The 18908-nt window shown below is 69.7% G+C and carries 12 protein-coding genes and 3 tRNA genes; 3 read left to right on the top strand and 12 right to left on the bottom strand.

Translation table 11 applies throughout. The features are described 5' to 3' along the window. Nucleotides 1-375: 375 nt before the first annotated feature. Entirely contained in the window at nt 376-3093 is a 2718-nt protein-coding gene (locus tag A7A76_RS09430; protein ID WP_206410965.1) for a sensor histidine kinase, read from the top strand. Next, nucleotides 3090-3827, top strand: coding sequence for a response regulator (locus A7A76_RS09425; protein WP_206410964.1), 738 nt, complete (start codon nt 3090-3092; stop codon nt 3825-3827). Before A7A76_RS09430 ends, A7A76_RS09425 begins: the two co-directional genes overlap by 4 nt. A 391-nt stretch (nt 3828-4218) precedes the next feature. On the opposite strand, the gene A7A76_RS09420 is transcribed toward A7A76_RS09425, so the two are convergent. The 9 genes from A7A76_RS09420 to lexA form a co-directional block, all read right to left on the bottom strand. Next, a tRNA-Arg gene (locus tag A7A76_RS09420) sits at nt 4219-4295 on the bottom strand. A 552-nt stretch (nt 4296-4847) separates the two neighbouring features. Beyond that, nucleotides 4848-4924: transfer RNA gene (locus A7A76_RS09415), tRNA-Arg, on the bottom strand. A gap of 128 nt (nt 4925-5052) precedes the next feature. Next, nucleotides 5053-5145 (bottom strand) — tRNA-Ser (locus A7A76_RS09410). Nucleotides 5146-5233: 88 nt separating this feature from the next. Next, nucleotides 5234-5437, bottom strand: coding sequence for a carbon storage regulator CsrA (gene csrA / locus A7A76_RS09405; protein WP_057948118.1), 204 nt, complete (start codon nt 5435-5437; stop codon nt 5234-5236). Nucleotides 5438-5581: 144 nt separating this feature from the next. Continuing rightward, nucleotides 5582-8215 carry an alanine--tRNA ligase gene (alaS, locus tag A7A76_RS09400; protein ID WP_206410963.1) on the bottom strand — a complete coding sequence of 878 codons (2634 nt, stop codon included), beginning with the start codon at nt 8213-8215 and terminating at the stop codon, nt 5582-5584. 163 nt (nt 8216-8378) lie between these two features. Beyond that, nucleotides 8379-8879 carry a recombination regulator RecX gene (gene recX, locus A7A76_RS25580; RefSeq protein ID WP_241200837.1) on the bottom strand — a complete coding sequence of 167 codons (501 nt, stop codon included), beginning with the start codon at nt 8877-8879 and terminating at the stop codon, nt 8379-8381. A 510-nt stretch (nt 8880-9389) separates the two neighbouring features. Then, complete coding sequence (gene recA, locus A7A76_RS09390; protein ID WP_206410961.1) at nt 9390-10418, bottom strand: recombinase RecA; 1029 nt, start codon at nt 10416-10418, stop codon at nt 9390-9392. 36 nt (nt 10419-10454) lie between these two features. Next, the gene (locus A7A76_RS09385; protein WP_206410960.1) at nt 10455-10694 is read right to left on the bottom strand and encodes a hypothetical protein; all 240 of its coding nucleotides are present in this window, start codon (nt 10692-10694) and stop codon (nt 10455-10457) included. Beyond that, the gene (gene lexA, locus A7A76_RS09380; protein WP_206410959.1) at nt 10691-11353 is read right to left on the bottom strand and encodes a transcriptional repressor LexA; all 663 of its coding nucleotides are present in this window, start codon (nt 11351-11353) and stop codon (nt 10691-10693) included. Before lexA ends, A7A76_RS09385 begins: the two co-directional genes overlap by 4 nt. Before the next feature lie 115 nt (nt 11354-11468). Here lexA and A7A76_RS09375 point away from each other — a divergent pair, with 115 nt between their 5' ends. After that, complete coding sequence (locus A7A76_RS09375; RefSeq protein WP_206410958.1) at nt 11469-12440, top strand: bifunctional helix-turn-helix transcriptional regulator/GNAT family N-acetyltransferase; 972 nt, start codon at nt 11469-11471, stop codon at nt 12438-12440. A 513-nt stretch (nt 12441-12953) separates the two neighbouring features. On the opposite strand, the gene A7A76_RS09370 is transcribed toward A7A76_RS09375, so the two are convergent. The 3 genes from A7A76_RS09370 to A7A76_RS09360 all read right to left on the bottom strand — a co-directional run bounded on the left by A7A76_RS09370 (nt 12954) and on the right by A7A76_RS09360 (nt 17852). Beyond that, the gene (locus A7A76_RS09370) at nt 12954-13478 is read right to left on the bottom strand and encodes a CinA family protein (RefSeq protein ID WP_206410957.1); all 525 of its coding nucleotides are present in this window, start codon (nt 13476-13478) and stop codon (nt 12954-12956) included. 373 nt (nt 13479-13851) lie between these two features. Then, a complete protein-coding gene (locus A7A76_RS09365; RefSeq protein ID WP_206410956.1) occupies nt 13852-14850 on the bottom strand; it encodes a TolB family protein in 999 nt (332 codons plus the stop codon). 479 nt (nt 14851-15329) lie between these two features. Beyond that, nucleotides 15330-17852 carry a TonB-dependent receptor gene (locus A7A76_RS09360; protein ID WP_206410955.1) on the bottom strand — a complete coding sequence of 841 codons (2523 nt, stop codon included), beginning with the start codon at nt 17850-17852 and terminating at the stop codon, nt 15330-15332. Nucleotides 17853-18908 lie beyond the last annotated feature (1056 nt).

The raw sequence follows: 18908 nt of genomic DNA, 5'->3' as shown, positions 1-18908 counted from the left end.
GACCCGGCCGCTTGCGGACGGAAGCCTTTGATCTTGGCGGGTCGTCAGGCGAAACCAACGGGCTTAGGGGACGTTCGTCGCAGGTGCATTGGCGCGGTCGCGACTTGCGTCGCTCCTACAGGGAGATACGAAACTCGCCGAAGCCCCTGTAGGAGCGACGCGAGTCGCGACCGCAACAACGCAGCCACCCCGTCGGTTTCGGCGTAGTTGCGTATTCGCGGTCGCGACTCGCGTCGCTCCTACAGGCGCTTCGGCAACTACCGCAGCCAGCCGCGGATACGATGCAAATCACAACGCGCCCCCCAACCGGAACCCCAGACCGCCACCCAACCCGCCCACTACACACCCCTCACCCCCCAAGCGCACAATCCCCGCATGAGCGACCCCCGCAGCGCCCAAGCCGATGCCCTGATGGGCGAACTGCAACGCCAGGGCGCCGGCCGCCTCACCATCTTCCTCGGCGCCGCGCCCGGCGTCGGCAAGACCTACACCATGCTCGGCCGCGCGCGCGAACTGCAGCGCCGCGGCATCGACGTGGTGGTCGGCATCGTCGAAACCCACGGCCGCGCCGAAACCTCGGCCCTGGTCGAAGGCCTCGACGTGCTGCCGCGCAAGCGCAGCGACTACCAAGGCCGCACGCTCGAGGAAATGGACCTCGACGCGCTGATCGCGCGCAAGCCCCAGGTCGCGCTGGTCGACGAGCTCGCCCACCGCAACGCCCCCGGCAGCCGCCACGAGCGGCGCTGGCAGGACGTGCTGGAACTGCTCGACGCCGGCATCGACGTCTACACCACGGTCAACATCCAGCACCTGGAAAGCCTCAACGACGTCGTCCACCGCATCACCGGCGTGCGCGTCAGCGAGACCGTGCCCGATGCGCTGTTCGACCGCCTGCGCGACATCGTCCTGGTCGACCTGCCGCCGCGCGAGCTGATCGAGCGCCTGCAGCAGGGCAAGGTCTACGTGCCCGAGCAGGCCGCGCACGCGCTGCAGGCGTTCTTCTCGCCGTCCAACCTCACCGCGCTGCGCGAGCTGGCGATGCAGACCGCCGCCGACCGCGTCGACAGCGACCTGCGCGAGGCGCAGACCGCGCGCGGCCTGCCCGGGGTGCCGCTGCGGCGCGCGGTGATGGTCGCCATCGACGGCCTCGGCCAATCCGAATACCTGGTGCGCGTGGCCCGGCGCCTGGCCGAACGCCGCGACGCGCCGTGGCTGGTCGTCACCGTGCAGACCGGCGGCGCGCCCGACGCGCAAACCCAGGGCGAGCTCGACCGCGCCTTCGCCCTGGCCCGCCGGCTCGGCGGCGAGGCGGTGGTGCTGCACGGCAACAGCATCGTCGACGCCCTTCTCGATCATGCCGAACGCGCCGGCGTCTCCACCATCGTGCTCGGCCGCACCCGCGAGCGGCCGCTGGCGCGCATGGTCAACCGCACCCTGACCCAGCAGCTGATCCAGCGCGGCGCGCACTACGAGCTGACCATCGTCAGCACGCCCGAGGCGCGCGCCCGCGCGCGCCGCTCGCTGCGCGAGAACGGCGGCCGCCTGCGCGGCCTGCTCAGCCGCAGCGACGCCGCGCTGGCGGTGTTCGCGGTGGCGATGGCGGTGATCCTGGCCGGCTTCGCCGAACGCTGGATCGGCCTGGACGATCTGTCGCTGGTGTTCATCGTCGCCGTGGTCGTGGTCGCCGCGCGCACCCGCATGACCGCGGCGGTGCTGGCCTCGGCGCTGTGCTTCCTGGCCTACAACTTCTTCTTCATCGAGCCGCGCTACACCTTGCTGATCGGCGCGCGCCAGGGCGTGACCACGGTGACCTTGTTCCTGGTCGCGGCGCTGGTCGCCGGGCGCCTGGCGTCGAAGCTGCGCATGCAGGTGCTGGCGCTGCGCGCGGCCAACGCCCATGCCACCGAGTTGCAGACGCTCGGGCGCGAGCTGGCCGTCGCCGCCGACGCCGGCCAGGTCGTGCGCGCGGGCAAGCGCGCGCTCAAGCGCTCGCTCGGCGCGGAGGTGTTCGTCTATGTCGGCCAGGCGCCGCTGGCCGGCCCGAACCTGCCCGAGCTCAGCGACAAGGACCGCGCCGCCGCCGACTGGGCGCTCAAGCACCGCCAGCCGGCCGGGCGCTACACCGACACCCTCGCCGGTTCGGACTGGTGGCTGCTGCCGCTGTCCGGCGACGCCGGCGACAAGCCCGCCGCCGGCCTGGTCGGCCTGCGCCTGCCGCCGTCGCTGACCCGGCTCGGGCCGGAGCAGCGCCGCCTGGCCGAGGCGATGACCGACGACATCGCCCAGGCGGTGCTGCGCACGCGCCTGGTCGCCGACCTGGAGGACTCGCGCGTCAGCGGCGAGACCGAGCGCCTGCGCTCGGCGCTGCTGTCCTCGGTCTCGCACGACCTGCGCTCGCCGCTGGCCTCGATCATCGGCGCGGCCAGCAGCCTGGACAACTACGCCGACGCGATGCCGCGCGAGGACCGCCACGCATTGCTGGAAACCATCCGCATCGAAGGCGAGCGGCTGGACCGCTACATCCAGAACCTGCTCGACATGACCCGGCTCGGCCACGGCGGCCTCGCCCTCAACCGCGACTGGATCGGCGTGGACGAGCTGATCGGCTCGGCGGTGACGCGGCTGCAGCGCTACGAGCCGGCGGCGCGGTTCGAGGTGCGCGTGCAGCCCGGGCTGGGGCCGATCTGGGTGCATCCGGCGCTGATCGAGCAGGCGCTGTTCAACGTGCTGGAGAACGCGGTCAAGTTCTCCCCGGCCGACGCGGCGGTGACGATCGACGCGCGCCGCGTCGACGGCGAACCCGGCGGGCCGGACCATCTGCTGCGCATCGACGTCAGCGACCGCGGCCCCGGCATCCCCGAGGACGAACGCGCGCGCATCTTCGACATGTTCTACAGCGTGGAGCGCGGCGACCGCGGCCGCCAGGGCACCGGCCTGGGCCTGGCGATCTGCCAGGGCATGATCGGCGCCCACGGCGGCAGCGTGGTCGCCCTGCCCGGCCAGCCCGATGCTCAGGGTCGCCGCGGCACCACGATCCGCATTACCCTGCCGCCCATCGAACCCGAACCCAAGGCCGACGCCCCCGCGCCATGACCGAGGAACACGCCCCGCATCCGCACGCTCCAACGCCGCAAGCCCCGCCGCCCGCGCGCGTGCTGGTGGTCGACGACGAACCGCAGATCCGCAAGTTCCTCGACATCGCCCTGCGCGCGCAGGGCTATGCGGTGGACCTGGCCGACACCGGCAACGCCGGGCTGGAATCGCTGGCCACGCGCGGCGCCGACCTGATGATCCTCGACCTCGGCCTGCCCGACCGCGACGGCTTTGATGTGCTGCGCGAACTGCGCCAATGGTCGGGCGTGCCGGTGATCCTGCTGACCGTGCGCTCCAGCGAAGCGGAGAAAGTCGCCGCGCTCGACGGCGGCGCCAACGACTACGTGACCAAGCCCTTCGGCGTGCAGGAGCTGATGGCGCGCGTGCGCGCCCTGCTGCGCGCGCACGGCCCGCAGGGCGAAACCCTGCCGGTGTTCGACGACGGCCGCCTGCGCATCGACCTGGCCCGGCGCGAAGTGCACCTGGACGGCGAACCGGTTCCGCTGGCGCGCAAGGAATACGCGCTGCTCGCCCTGTTGTTCCAGCACGCCGGCCGGGTGGTGACCCAACCGCAACTGTTGCGCGAACTGTGGGGCCCGACCCACCAGGAAGACACCCACTACCTGCGCATCCTGGTCGGCAAACTGCGCCATAAACTCGGCGACGACGCCGCCGCACCGCGCTACATCGCCACCGAACCGGGCGTGGGCTTGCGTTTCATCGACAAGCGCTGACGGCGCCCGTTCGCGCGCATCTCCCGCATCTCCCTGTAGGAGCGGCGCAAGCCGCGACCGCGCCAGAGCAACCGCCGCGCGAGTTACGGAATCGCGGGTTCGAACCGATTACGACGGCGATACCGGCATACGCCGCGGCGTCGCGTTCGCGGTCGCGGCTTGCGCCGCTCCTACAGGTAGCCCATGCAAGAACGTCAGTTGCGAACCACGCGTGCGACGCCGCCGCATGGCCTACCTGTAGGAGCGGCGCAAGCCGCGACCACGCCGCCACAATCCACCGCGCAGGTCGCGCTACCGCACCAACCGGCCGCGAGAACCTTCCGCCGCCAAAACGCCGAACCGCACGCAAAGAAAAAGCCGGCAATCTCGCGATTGCCGGCTTTCCGATTTCTGGCGCGCCCGGAAGGATTCGAACCTCCGACCCCCAAGTTCGTAGCCTGGTGCTCTATCCAGCTGAGCTACGGGCGCCTGAGTGCAATTATGACGTGTCTCGCGCGCGACGGGAAGCACCTTTGCATGGTCGCGACGCTATGGCGACAGATTGAGTAAGAACCTGCGGCGGTCGTACGCGTTCGGCGTCGCGATCATCGAAAGCATCGCAGCGGTCAGGCCTACGGTGTGCGGATCTGCGCGAGGTTGCGGCGTGTAGGCACAAGCAGCCACGACCGCGTCGCTACGGCAATCGCGCGGATCGCGAAGTCGCGCGATCGCAGCCGATTGCGGCCGCTCTTCCAGCATTCGTCGCGACGTTTCGTTCGCGGTCGCGGCTTGCGCCGCTCCTACAGGTAGCTCATGCAGCGACGTCGCACGCGTGGTCCGTTCTCGCATGGCCTACCTGTAGGAGCGGCGCAAGCCGCGACCACGCCAACACGAACGACCGCGCAACCAACGCAATCGCACACACCCACCGCTTACGAACGCCCTACCGCGATTCGATGCGCCCGATCGCACGCCCAATCGCGCAAGCAAATCGCACGCAAAGAAAAAGCCGGCAATCTCGCGATTGCCGGCTTCTCAATATGGCGCGCCCGGAAGGATTCGAACCTCCGACCCCCAAGTTCGTAGCCTGGTGCTCTATCCAGCTGAGCTACGGGCGCTTAGTTGGAAAATTATGGCGGACGAATTGCAGTCCGTCAACATTTCCGTGAAACCCTTCCGCTGATCCGTCCGTGTCGCATGGACGGTCCGGCGAAAGAAAAGCCGCCGAAGGCGGCTTCGGTACAACTGGCGGAGAGTGAGGGATTCGAACCCTCGATAGAGTTTTTGACCCTATACTCCCTTAGCAGGGGAGCCCCTTCGGCCACTCGGGCAACTCTCCGCATCTATCAAGCGATGCGGGCGGCAATCATAACGGCTCGCCTGAATTACAGCAATATCCGCCGCTGCGTTTCAGGCGAACTTTTTCATCAGCCGCCCGTGTGTTTGCCCGAATCGTCCGACGCGTCCTCGCCGCGCTGAATGCGCTGGTAAATCTCCTCGCGATGTACCGCGACATCTTTAGGTGCGGTAATACCGATACGCACCTGGTTCCCCTTGACGCCGAGCACGGTGACGGTCACCGAGTCGCCGATCATCAGGGTTTCGCCGACGCGACGCGTCAGGATCAGCATTGAAAACCTCCTCGAGCCGGCACCCTGGGCACCGGCGTTGGCATTCTCTCCATACGGAAGAATGCTTCAATTTGTACACAAACGTGAACCATCTTAGCGACCGGTCAAGCGAGGTCGCAAGCGATAGCAGTCACTGTTCGCCATTCAGACAAGCTTACTCTCAACCCACTGCGCGACGCCCGCAAGAGCCTGGATCAGGGCCGGGCCGTCGTCGCCGCCGCCCTGAGCCATGTCCGGTCGGCCGCCGCCTTTACCGTTGATCTGACTGGCCACGTGCGAGAGGAGTTCCCCCGCCTTGACCTTGCCAGCCGCGCTTCCGTTCACTCCGGCGACCAAGGCCGCCTTACCGTCGCTGGCGCCCGCCAGCACGATCACCGCATCGCCGAGCTGCTGCTTGAGGCGGTCGACCGCCTCGCGCAACGCCTTGGCGTCGAAACCTTCCAGCCGGGTGGCCACGACCTTGACCGGACCGATCTGCGCCGCCGAGGCGGCCAGGTCGGCCGCGGCGCCGGAGGCGGCCTTGGCCTTGATCGATTCGAGCTCGCGCTCGAGCTTCTTCTGCCGGTCCAGCAGCGCGCGCAGCTTGTCGGCCACGTCGGCCGGGTTGCCGCCGAGCAGGCGCGCGGCCTGCTCCAGGCGCGCTTCCTCTTCGGCCACGTAGTCCAGCGCGCCCTGCCCGGTCACCGCCTCGATCCGGCGCACGCCGGCCTGGACGCCGCCTTCGGCGACGATCTTGAACAGGCCGATGTCGCCGGTGCGAGACACGTGGGTGCCGCCGCACAGTTCGGTCGAGGCCTCGCCCATGCGCAGCACGCGCACGCGATCGCCGTACTTTTCGCCGAACAGCGCCATCGCGCCGAAATCCAGGGCTTCCTGCATGCCCATCTGGTGGACTTCGGCTTCGTAGTTGCGGCGCACGTCGGCGTTGACCTGGCGCTCGAGCTCGGCGAGCTCGGCGTCGGTCAGCGGGTTGAAGTGCGAGAAGTCGAAACGCAGGCGATCCGGCGCGACCAGCGAGCCCTTCTGGGTGACGTGCTCGCCGAGCAGGCGGCGCAGGGCCGCGTGCAGCAGGTGGGTCGCCGAGTGGTTGAGCACGGTGGCGGCGCGGCGGTTCGCGTCGACGGCGCCGCCGACGCGGTCGCCGACCTTGAGGCTACCGGCGGTCAGCACGCCGACGTGACCGTGGAACTGGCCGGCGAACTTGAGCGTGTTGTCGACGCGGAAACCCGCGCCGGCCGCTTCGAGCTGGCCGGTGTCGCCGACCTGGCCGCCGCTTTCGGCGTAGAACGGCGTGCGGTCGAGGATCACCGCGCCTTCGTCGCCGATGCGCAGTTCGTCGACCGCGACGCCGTCGCGCAGCAGCGCGACGACCTGCAGGCCGGCTTCGGCGAGGCGGTCGTAGCCGAGGAATTCGGTCGGGGACAAACGCGCGGCGAGTTCGGCCGGCATCGCGGTCTTGTTGACGAAGATTCCGCCGCCATTGCCTTGCTGCTCGGCCATCGCCTTGTCGAAACCGTCCATGTCGACGGTCAGTCCGCGCTCGCGGGCGATGTCCGCAGTCAGATCGACCGGGAAACCAAACGTGTCGTACAGGGTGAACGCATCGCGGCCCGAAATGACACCGCCATCAGCGGAGCGAGCAGCGATATCGTTGAAGATCCGCATGCCGTTGCCGAGCGTATTGGCGAAACGATCTTCCTCGGCACGCAACGCCTGGGCGACGAACTCGGCCTTCGCGGCCAGTTCGGGATAGGCATCGCCCATCACCTCGACCAGCGCCGGCACCAGCTTGTGGAAGAACGGGCCCTTCTGGCCGAGCATCCAGCCGTGGCGCAGGGCGCGGCGGATGATCCGGCGCAGCACGTAGCCGCGGCCGTCGTTGGACGGCAGCACGCCGTCGACGATCAGGAACGAGCAGGCGCGGATGTGGTCGGCGATCACGCGCAGCGACTTGTTTTCCAGGTCGGCGGTGCCGGTGGCCTGGGCCGCGGCCGCGATCAGGTGGCGGAACAGGTCGATCTCGTAGTTGCCGTGCACGCCCTGCAGCACCGCCGCCAGACGCTCCAGGCCCATGCCGGTGTCCACGCACGGCGCCGGCAGCGGCACCAGGGTGCCGTCGGGCTGGCGGTCGAACTGCATGAACACCAGGTTCCAGATCTCGATGAAGCGATCGCCGTCTTCGTCCGGCGAGCCCGGCGGGCCGCCGGCGATGTGCGCGCCGTGGTCGTAGAAGATCTCGGTGCACGGGCCGCAGGGGCCGGTGTCGGCCATCTGCCAGAAATTATCCGAAGCGAACGGCGCGCCCTTGTTGTCGCCGATGCGCACGATCCGCTCGGCCGGGATGCCGATCTTCTTGTTCCACAGATCGTAGGCTTCGTCGTCGGTGTGGTAGACCGTGACCAGCAGGCGCTCGGCCGGCAGCTTCCACACGCCGGTCAGCAGTTCCCAGGCCCAGGCGATGGCGTCGGCCTTGAAGTAGTCGCCGAACGACCAGTTGCCGAGCATCTCGAAGAAGGTGTGGTGGCGCGCGGTGTAGCCGACCTGGTCGAGGTCGTTGTGCTTGCCGCCGGCGCGCAGGCAGCGCTGGACGTCGGCCGCGCGCACGTAGCCCGGCTTCTCGCTGCCGAGAAACACGTTCTTGAACTGCACCATGCCCGAGTTGGTGAACAGCAACGTCGGGTCGTTGGCCGGCACCAACGGCGCCGACGGCACGATGGTGTGGCCTTTGCCCCGAAAGAACTCGAGGAAATCGCTGCGGATTTCGGTGGTCGTTTTCATGCCTGGGAAGATTCGCCTGGTCGGGAGCGGAGCGCTCGACCGAACCCATGCCACCACGATGGGGGCATCGACTGGAACAGGCAACCCGGGACCCGAAAGCCGCGTAGCCTAGCAGGCCGGAGGCCTTTGTGCGCAAGGCTCTACCGTAAAAGTGCCTGAACGTTCAGTCCGGCGCGTACGAACGGCTGGCGATGCGAACGGTTTCCATCTCGAAGCCCCGCCGCATCAGCAGATCGGCGGCCTTGCGGCGGCGTGCCGGGTCGTCGCCGTAGTCCTCGCCGAAGCGGCGCCGGAGCAGGTCGCGGGCGTTCTCCAGCCAGTCGCCTTCGAAGGCCGCCATGGCGGCAGCGACGGCCTCGCCGTCGAGGCCGTGGGTGCCCAGTTCGGCGCGGATATGGATCGGGCCATAGCCATTGTTGGCGCGGCTGCGGACCAGGGTTTCGGCGAAGCGCTCGTCGTTCTGCCAGCCGGCTTCGGCGAGGCGGTCGACGGCATCGACGACCTGCTCGCGGTCGAAGCCGCGCGAGGTCAGCTTGCGGGTCAGTTCCTTGCGCGAATGTTCGCGCCGGACCAGCAGGCCGAGCGCGCGCTGGGTCGGGCTCTGCTCGCGCGACGCGCGACGGCGCTCGCGGCGCGAGGGGCCACTAGTACTTTGGTCGAACAGGTGGCCGTCGCCGTCGGCAAACGGGTGTTCGAAGGCGGTTTCGGGAGTGTTTTGCGCGGGTGGGAGGCCGCCTTGCGCCGGGTCGACGTCGGCAGTTGCAGGAGAGCCCGGTCCTGCGGCGTCGCCGGTATGGCGGGAGCCGTCGCTGAGCCGCCCGAGCCGGGGCGCTTGCGCTTGCGAATTGCGGACCGATTCGGGTGCGGACTCGACGGGCCCGGCCGAATCTCCGCCCTGCCCTGCGAGTCGCCCCGGGCCCTGGGCCTGCGCATCAGCAGAAAGCGCAGTTTCGTGGCGCGAGGATTCGCGGGACGGCCGGTCCGCGCCTGCGGACCGGCTCCCTGTTTCGATGGCGCGCATGCGCGCGCGCAGATCGTTCAGACGTACCGCTCCACGGCCGGGCGAGGGCTCGCCACCCTGCCCGGCCGTGTCGCCGGCGTCACCACCATGACGCCGTCCGTCATCCCGATCGGAACTCATTGCAAGGACGATTCGCTGCCTGGCCGCCGAGGATCAGTCCTCGCCGCCGGCCTCTTCGCGCGAAGCCTCGGCAGGCACGAACTTCTCGCGCAGATTGGCTTCCAGCCGCTGGGCCATTTCGGGATTTTCCTTGAGGTACTGGCGGGCGTTTTCCTTGCCCTGGCCGATGCGCTCGCCGTCGCAGCTGTACCAGGCGCCGGACTTCTCGACCAGCTTGGCTTCCACGCCCATGTCGATCAGCTCGCCCTCGCGCGAAATGCCCTCGCCGTAGAGGATTTCGGTGACGATCTGCTTGAACGGCGGGGCCAGCTTGTTCTTGACCACCTTGATCTTGGTCTGGTTGCCGATGATCTCGTCGCCCTTCTTGATCGAGCCGATGCGGCGGATGTCCAGGCGCACGGAGGCATAGAACTTCAGCGCGTTGCCGCCGGTGGTGGTTTCCGGGCTCTGGCCCGGCATCATCACGCCGATCTTCATGCGCAGCTGGTTGATGAAGATCACCAGGGTGTTGGAGCGCTTGATGTTGCCGGTGAGCTTGCGCAGCGCCTGCGACATCAGGCGGGCCTGCAGGCCCGGCAGCTGGTCGCCCATTTCGCCTTCGATTTCGGCCTTGGGAGTCAGCGCGGCGACCGAGTCCACCACGACCATGTCGACCGCGGCCGAACGCACCAGCATGTCGGCGATTTCCAGGGCCTGCTCGCCGGTGTCGGGCTGGGAGACCAGCAGGTCGTCGATGTTGACGCCGAGCTTGCCGGCGTAGATCGGGTCGAGCGCGTGCTCGGCGTCGATGAAGGCGGCGGTGCCGCCGTTCTTCTGGCACTGGGCGATGGCCTGCAGGGTCAGGGTGGTCTTGCCGGAGGATTCCGGACCGTAGATTTCGACCACGCGGCCCTTGGGCAGGCCGCCGATGCCCAGGGCGATGTCGAGCATCAGCGAGCCGGTGCCGACGACCTCGGCGGCTTCGACCGCGCGGTCGCCCATGCGCATCACCGAGCCCTTGCCGAATTGCTTCTCGATCTGGCCCAGGGCCGCCGCAAGCGCGCGCTTCTTGTTCTCGTCCATCGCTGTGTTCCTTAAGTCTGTCGTGGTGGGGATACGTTAGAGGGCGCGTATCGCAGAGGCTGAGACCGTGGCGCCGAGAGCCAAATTATCCGCCGAAGCGGCCGTGCGCTGCCGGGCGGTTGCCGGTGCCAGGGTCGGATTTCCCCGCGCCAGCGCCGCGGAAATCGCCTCGTCGAGGCCACGCAGGGCGGCCTCGGCGGCGGTCACTGCGGCGCAATCGCGCGCGCTGCCGTAGCGGTCGAACGGGCGGTCGCGGTCCATGACGGCAGCGCTCAACGGTTGGGCCGGACCAGGCCGCAATACAGGCCTTCGATGGCGAAATCCTGGTCGGGCAGGACTTCGATCGGCGCGTAATCGGGATTGCGCGGCAGCAGGCGGATGCGGTCCTTGCCGATCTTGAGCAGCTTGACGGTAATCTCGTCGTCGATGCGCGCGACCACGATCTGGCCCGAGCGCGCGTCGCGGGTGCGGTGCACGCCGATCAGGTCGCCGTCGAAGATGCCCTCGTCGCGCATCGAGTCGCCCTTGACCTTGAGCAGGTAGTCGGGCGACGGGAAGAACATGTTGCGGTCGAGCAGGACGTAGTTGTCGGGCTCGACGCCGGCGGCCGAGCCGATCGGCGCGCCGGCGGCGACCCGGCCGAGCACCGGCAACCGCAGCGCGTCCTCGTCCAGGGCCTGCGCGGGGGCGGCGACCAGACCCAGCTCGCGCTGCGCCTGCGGCGGCGGCTGCAGCACGCGGATGCCGCGCGCCCGGCCCGGCAGGCGTTCGATCGCGCCGGCCGCCTCGAGCGCCTCGAGGTGATACTGCGCGGCGCGCACGCCCTTGAAGCCGAAGGCGCGCGCGATCTCCGTCTGCGACGGCGGGAAACCCTCGGCGTCGATCCGTTCCGCGATCAGCGCGAGGATGGCTTGCTGGGTGTCGGTCAGATTCATGGTTAGTAGTATTACTACTAACGAGCCGGTCGAGCAAGGCCGCTCGTCCGTGAATTGATTGACTCAGTCAAATAACTGCCGCACCCTGCCCGCTCGTCCCCAGCGCGCCGCCGCCATGCACTCCGAGTCCGCGTCCGCCCACGCCACGCCCGAGCCGATCGCCCCCGCCCAGGTCGACGCCGTCCGCGCCTTCAACCGCTTCTACACCCGCCGCATCGACGTGCTGCGCGAGGACCTGCTCGACAGTCCCTACACCCTGACCCAGGCGCGGGTGCTGTTCGAACTGGCCCAGCGCGAACCGGTGGCGGCGCGCGAGATCGGCGAAACGCTGGGGCTGGACGCGGGCTATCTGAGCCGGATCGTGCAGGCCTTCGTCGATGCCGGGCTGGTCGAGAAGCAGCGCAGCGAGCACGACGCGCGCAGCTTCGCGCTGCGCCTGACCGGCGCCGGCCGCGCGGCCTTCGCCGTGCTCGACCGCCGCTCGCACGAGAGCACCGCGGCGATGCTGGCGACGCTGTCGGCGCTGGATCGCGAGCGCCTGCTGCGCGCGATCGGCGAGGCCGAGCGCGCGCTGACCGCGCATGCGCTGCCGGCGCCGCAGCGCCTGCGCGTGCGCGAGTACGGCATCGGCGACATCGGCTGGGCGATCGAGCGCCACGCCCGCCTGTACGCCGACGAGTACGGCTGGAACGGCGAGTTCGAGGCGATGGTGGCGCGGCTGTTCGCGCAGTTCGCCGGCAGCCACGATCCGGCGCGCGAACGCTGCTGGATCGCCGAGATCGACGGCGAGCGGGTCGGCTGCGTGTTCGTGGTCGCCAACGCCGAGGATCCGCAGGTCGCGCAGTTGCGCTGCCTGCTGGTGGACCCGCGCGCGCGCGGGCTCGGCGTGGGGCGGCGGCTGGTAGAGACCTGCATCGGCTTCGCGCGCGAGGCGGGGTATCCGCGCATGCGCTTGTGGACCAACGACATCCTGGTCGCGGCGCGGCGCATCTACGAAGGCTTCGGGTTCGTGCTGGTCGAGGAGAACCGGCACCACAGCTTCGGCCACGATCTGGTCGGGCAGATCTGGGAGCGTTCGCTGGAGTGATCTGTCGCGCGGGGTTCGGATGACCCCTGTAGGAGCGGCGCGAGCCGCGACGCGGTCGTCTCGATAGCCCAGGTACGGCTGAAACCGGCGCAGGCGCCGCTGCGTTTATGCTTCGCCGCGATCTGCCTCAGCGCGGTCGCGGCTTGCGCCGCTCCTACAGGTAGATCGCGGAGTTGCGATAGCGCCCTGCGGGAGCGGCGCGAGCCGCGACGCGGCCGTCTAGATAGCCGAGGCATGGCCGCAGCCGGCGCAGTCGCCGCTGCAGTTACGCTTCGTCGCGATCCGCCGCAGCGCGGTCGCGGCTTGCGCCGCTGCTACAGGTAGATCGCGGAGTTGCGATAACGCCCTGTAGGAGCGGCGCGAGCCGCGACGCGGCCGTCTCGGCAGTCGATGCATGGGCGCGGCCGGCGCAGTCGTCGCTGCGGTTACGCTTCGTCGCGATCTGCCGCAGCGCGGTCGCGGCTTGCGCCGCTCCTACAGGGGGATCGCGGAGTTGCGTTGGTTGCCGCGGGATCAGGACGCCAGCGTTTCCAGGCCCTGCAGCGCCGCGGCGACGGTCTGCCGCCGCACCGCTTCGCGGTCGCCGTCGAAGTGGAAGGCTTCGGCGCGCGGGTAGCCGCCGCGGCGCTTCCAGGCGACCCAGATCGTGCCGACCGGCTTGTCCTCGGTGCCGCCGCCGGGGCCGGCGATGCCGGTGACCGCGACGGCGAGGGTCGCGCCGGTGTTGGCCAGGGCGCCGGAGACCATTTCGATCACGGTTTCGCGGCTGACCGCGCCGTGCTGCTCCAGGGTCTGCGGGCGCACGCTCAGCAGCGCCTGCTTGGCTTCGTAGCTGTAGGCGACCAGGCCGCATTCGAACCAGGCCGAGGAGCCGGCGATGTCGGTCAGGGTCTTGGCGATCCAGCCGCCGGTGCAGCTCTCGGCGGTGACCAGCATGTGGTGGTTACGGCGGGCGGTTTCGCCGATCCGGGCGGCCAGGGCATCCAGGGCGGCGTCGGTGGTTTCGGCGGGGGCGATGGCGGGGGTGTGGGCGCTCATGGGCGCCACTATAACGGGCGTTGCGGCGCGGGCTTTGCCGGGTGGGTCGGCCGGGTGTGCGCGGTGGCGCAGGCTTGGATCGATTGCAGGTGGGGCATCGCACCTCGGGGTGGCAGGTCGCAGCGTCGGCGCTCGTGCGTGGAGTGTCGGTTGCAGGCGCTGCTTCGGACGCTGGATCGGCCGCGTCGCGGCTTGCGCCGCTCCTACACGGGCTGCGGAAGGTGGCGATCTACCTGTAGGAGCGGCGCGAGCCGCGACTGCGGAGTGGCAGGTCGCGGCGTTGGCGCTCGTGCGGGGGTGTCGGTTGCAGGCGGTGCATCGGACCTCGGATCGGCCGCGTCGCGGCTTGCGCCGCTCCTACAGGGGCTACGGGTCAGTGCGTTGCGGGTTCGGAGCGGTACGCGGACAGCAGCGGCTGCAGCGGGACTTGCCAGATGTTGTAGAGCCCGTTGTCCCAGGACTGGATCCGGGCGAGGTCGGCGCGGCGTTGCGCGCGGGTGCGCGGGTCGCTCACCGGCTGGCTGCGTTCGCTGCTGAAGTACAGGGTCGCCAGGTCCGGGCTCAGGCGCGGTTCGGCGTCGGAGCCGGCGCTGTTGACGCGTTCGCCCAGCCACTGCGGCGCACCCCAGCCCTCGCCTTCGCGGAACGCCACGAACAGGTCCATCGAGGCGGTGGCCGGCGCGCGGCGCGAGCCGAAGATCAGGAAGGATTGGTCCGGCGCCACCGCCGGATCGACGTCGCTTTGTTCGCCGCCGCTGAACGGCAGCGGCTGCGGTTCGTCGTAGTCGCCGCCGCGCAGGCGTGCGCTGAACAACTGGAAATGGCCGGTCGCGGCGTTGGGCTGCATGAAGTAGAGCGTGCCGTCGGCGGCGATGCTCGGCGCGTAGACCGCATCGCTGCGGTTGATCCGCGCGGACAGGCGTTCGGGCTCGCTCCAGCCGTGGGCGTTGCGGCGCACGCGCCACAGCGCGCTGCCTTTGCCGGGCCAGGTCTTGCCGTTGTAGTGGCCGTCGCGCGGCTTCTCGCCGCGATGCGCGGGGCGGTTCGATACGAAGATCAGGTACGAACCGTCCGGCGCCATCGCCGGTTCCATGTCGGTCCACTCGCCGGAGAACGGCGCGATCCACGGTTCGCTCCAGCCACGCGCGTTGCGGCGGGATTCCAGGATGACCGCCACGTCCGGCGCCTGGCGGCCGAACCAGACGCTGCGGCCGTCGGGCGCGAACGCCGGCGCGGCGTCGTGGGCCGGGCCGGAAATGACGCCGGGAGAGAAGATCGTCGGCGCCGGATCGGGCGCGGCGGCGACAGCGGCCGGCGCGGCCAACAAGGCCAGGCGCAAGCATCGGGCGCAGTTGCGGGCGAAGGACCTCATGCGGGCGGCTCCAGGCGGAAGGCGAACCTCGGGTTCGCGGGCGGCGCCGTTCCGTGGCCGGATGCGCGGCTCACGCTAGGCGCGCGCGCGAGCCTCGGCATGTGCCGCTCGTCATCGCGGTTTCGCAGTTTTTTTGCGGGGTTTTCGCGCAAGCCGCGCGGCGATTGGGGTGTGCGCGGCGCCAGTGATTTATGTCAGCGCGATCGGTTGTGCGGAGGTGCGGCGGGTGCCTGTGGCGAGTCCGCGGTCTGCGCGGACTGGACGCCGGCTGCGGTCGATGCATCGGCTGTTGCGAGGCCCGCGTCGCGGCTCGCGCCGCTCCTACAGGGCACGGCCGAGGCTTGCGATCCGACTGTAGGAGCGGCGCCAGCCGCGACCGCGGGCCGGCAGGCCGCAGCGAAACGACGAGGTCCGAAATGCGCCGACGACAGCCGCGCACGCCCCGCGCGCGCGGCTGCCACCCGAACCGATCCGATGGCTCAGTAACTCACCCGCAAGGTCACGCCGTAGGTCCGCGGCGCGCCGAGGAAGGCGTTCCACGAGCCGGTCTGCAGCGGCGCGTCGAAGCCGACCTGGGTGTATTCCTCGTCGAACAGGTTCAGCGCCCAGGCCTCGACCATCCAGCGCCGGTTCTTGGCGCCGACGCCGACGCGCGCGTTGACCACGGTGTAGGCGGGCTGGGCCTTTTCCGGGTCCAGGTCGGAGCCGGTGTTGTACTCGGAAGAGTACTTGGCGCCGATGTTGAAGCGGCCGATCAGGCTCGGGCCGAAGTCCCATTGGTAGGTCACCGCCGCCGAGGCCGACCACAGCGGCGCGAAGCTGGCGCGCGCGCCGGGCAGCTTGGCCAGGTCGGCGTCGGGCAGCGGATCCTTGCCGTACTGGGTGTCGGCGTACATCAGCCCGCCCTGCAGCATCAGGCCCTTGATCCCGGTCTGCCACAGCACTTCGGTGTCGATGCCCTGCGAGCGCACCTTCGGGATCGAACGCACCACGAAGCTGGTGCCGAGGAAGCTGTTGAGCTGGAAGTCGCTGTAGGTCTGGTGGAACAAGGTCGCGTTGAGCAGCAGGTTGCCGCCGGCCCAGGTGGTCTTGGCGCCGAGCTCGTAGCTGTCGACGAACTCGCCCGGGAACGAGGTGTCGTTGACCGGCGTGATGCCGGCGGTGCCCGAGGACAGGCCGTTGGAGGACTGCACGCGGTCGAGGTTGAAGCCGCCGGCCTTGTAGCCGCGCGCGGCCGAGACGTAGCCCATGACGTGCTCGTTCCAGCGGTAGGCAGCCTTGAGCGTGCCCGACCATTCCTTCTCGTCGCGCTCCTGGCTCGTCACCCGGCCGTTGTGCAGCGCGTTCGCCCACGGCAGGCACATGAAGCCGACCACCTGCGGCACCAGCGAACCGATCGCCGCCAGCGGCACCCCGCGCGCGGCCAGCGCCTGCCCGACCCGCGCCGGATTGGCCAGCGCCGCGCCGCAGCCCAGGCCGCCGTTGGGGTTGGAATAGACCGAATCGAGTTCCTTGTTTTCCTTGGTGTAGCGCAGGCCGACGGTGAAATCGAGCTGGTCGGTGGCGTGCCAGGTGTTGTTGGTGAACAACGCCACGCTCTTGCTGTTCTGCTGGTAGCGGTCGAGCGCGCCGAGCCCGCCGAAGTTGCTGCCGAACGGGCGGCCGCTGGCCTGCGACAGGAAGGTCGCGGCGTTGGCGGTGTTGACCACGCCGGCCGGGAAGCGCGCGGCGATCTGGCTCAGCACCGCGGTCGACAGGTACGGCTCGTAGGCGCTGCCCAGGCTGTAGGAGTCGTGGCGCTTGAGGTCTTCGTCGGAATAGAACAGGCCGACCATCCAGTCCAGCTTGTCGGTCGCGCCGGTCAGGCGCAGTTCCTGGCTGAACTGCTTGAAGCCGGTCAGCGATTCGTCCGGGTCGGGATTGCGGTAGATCATGTCGGCGGTGGTGAAGTCGAAATCCAGGCCGTTGATCGCCTGCCAGTCGCGCGCGGCGGTGATCGAGGTCAAGGTCGCGCCGCCGAACCAGGGCGTGATCCAGTTGATCTCGGCCGACACGCCCTTGTCCTTGATGTCCTGGGTGGTCGGCCGGTTGCTCCAGGCGCGGCGCGCGAACGGATCGGCCGCCGGCGCCACGCCGACGCCGCCGACCAGCGCGTTGATGATCGCCGAGGTCGGGCCGCGCACCGTGGTCAGGCCAACGCAGCAGTTCTCCTCGCGGCTGCTGTAGTCGGCGATCAGGTTGATGTCGAGGTTCTCGGTCGGCTCGAACAGCAGCTGCCCGCGCAGGGTGTGGAAGTTCTGGTCGCCGTCCTCGCGCTCGGCGCGCGGGCCGCGCCCGCCTTCGACGTCGGTGAAGCCGTCGCGCTTGCGCTTGGCGCCGTAGATGCGGAACGCGGCATTCTCGCCCAGCGGCGTGTTGAACGAGCCGGCCGCGCCGACCGCGCCGTAGTCGCCGATGGTCAGCTCGCCCTCGACCTTGGTGGTGTAGTCGGGCCGGCGGGTGATGACGTTGATGACGCCGGCCGAGGTGTTCTTGCCGAACACCGTGCCCTGCGGGCCCTTGAGCACTTCGATCCGCTCGACCTCGCCGAGGTCGCCGAAGCCCACGCCGTTGCGCGGCCGGTACACGCCGTCGATGACCACGCCGACCGAGGACTCCAGGCCGGCGTTGTCGCCGACCGTGCCGATGCCGCGGATGCGCGCCACCGTCTGCACTTCGCTCTGGGTGCTGCTGACGGTCAGCCCGGGCACCAGCAGCTGCACGTCCTTGATGTCGCGCACGCCGGTGTCGCGCAGCAATTGCTCGGGCAAGGCGGTGATCGAGATCGGCACGTCCTGCATCGCCTCCTCGCGCTTTTGCGCGGTGACGGTGAGACCGGCCAGGGTCTTGGCCTCCTCGTCCTGGGCGGCGGCGGGCGCTTGCGCATGCGCGGCGGCCGACGCGGCCAGGCTCAGGGCGACAGCGAACGACAGGGCCTTGCGACCCGGCGGGCGAGCGAGCATCGGACATTCCCCTCTTTGGCGGCGTTGCGGCGAAACCATTGGACTTCGATGTCTCACGACGGCGCGGCAGGTCGCGCCGTCCGCGTGCGTTCCATGGCACGGAGCATCCACGACGTATACGCGATCGGCGGGGGAAGACGGCCGTACTGCGCGGGATGCGGTATGGACGGAAAATTAGCATGACAAAGGCGCGCGTCATGCGGCGTCGCAGCACCTTTGTTCCGGCAAGCAACTCGGCGGACTTGCGAACGAACGTTCGAAAAAGCCCGCGAATGCGGCTGCAAGCTGGGTCCGCCGTCCGCAGGTTCGCGCATTAGCTGCGCATCGGCCTGCGCATCAGCCTGCGCATCGGTCTGCGCGTTGGTCTAAGCATTCGCCTCTGGATTCGCGGCTTGCGCCACGCGATCCGAAGCCGCGCACACGGACTGCGGCGGCGCTCGCTTGCGCGAGCGGCCGGGCGAGCGGGCGACCCGCAGTGGATCGAACGCCGGCGCACGACGCACGCCACGCGGCAGCGACCGCCGGCGCGCGTCCGCCGGTTCCTGCGCATCGGGCAGGTGCGCTCGCACGTGGCAGGCAACCGCGGCCCGCCTGCTGAGCCGCGGCCCGCGCCGGCGGCGATGCGCGGCCGCTGCGTCCCGCCGCGGATGCAGCCGCAACGCCTCGCCGGCCGCGTTGCGTTCGATCCCGTGCCGCGCCCACTAGGGTCGTTCCTAGCTGGCAGCGCCGCCGCCGTTGACGTGCAATGCGGGGCTTCGCGCGCGCTTCACCGCGGCCCGGGGGAGGACGTTCCGCACATGCCGCATCCGCGGCGCGCCCGCACCATAGACGCATAAGCGCGTTCGAACGCGCATCGCGGCCCCGGCGCCGCCCCGCCCCACTCTTCGGTATCGCATGAAAACGACTCTCGGCGTAGCGCTTACGCCACCGACCGCGGCCGCGCTGATCGCCGGCGCCTGCCTGCTCGCGGCCGCGTTCCTGCCGTCCTGCCACGCCCGCGACGTGCTGCGCACGGCCGTCGTCGCGCCGGCCAAGCCGTGCCGCGCGGGCAAGCCC

This window comes from Lysobacter enzymogenes (assembly GCF_017168095.1).
Taxonomy (GTDB): domain Bacteria; phylum Pseudomonadota; class Gammaproteobacteria; order Xanthomonadales; family Xanthomonadaceae; genus Lysobacter; species Lysobacter enzymogenes_D.
Note: the sequence above shows the minus strand (reverse complement) of the source record. Positions and strands in the feature narration are given on the sequence as shown.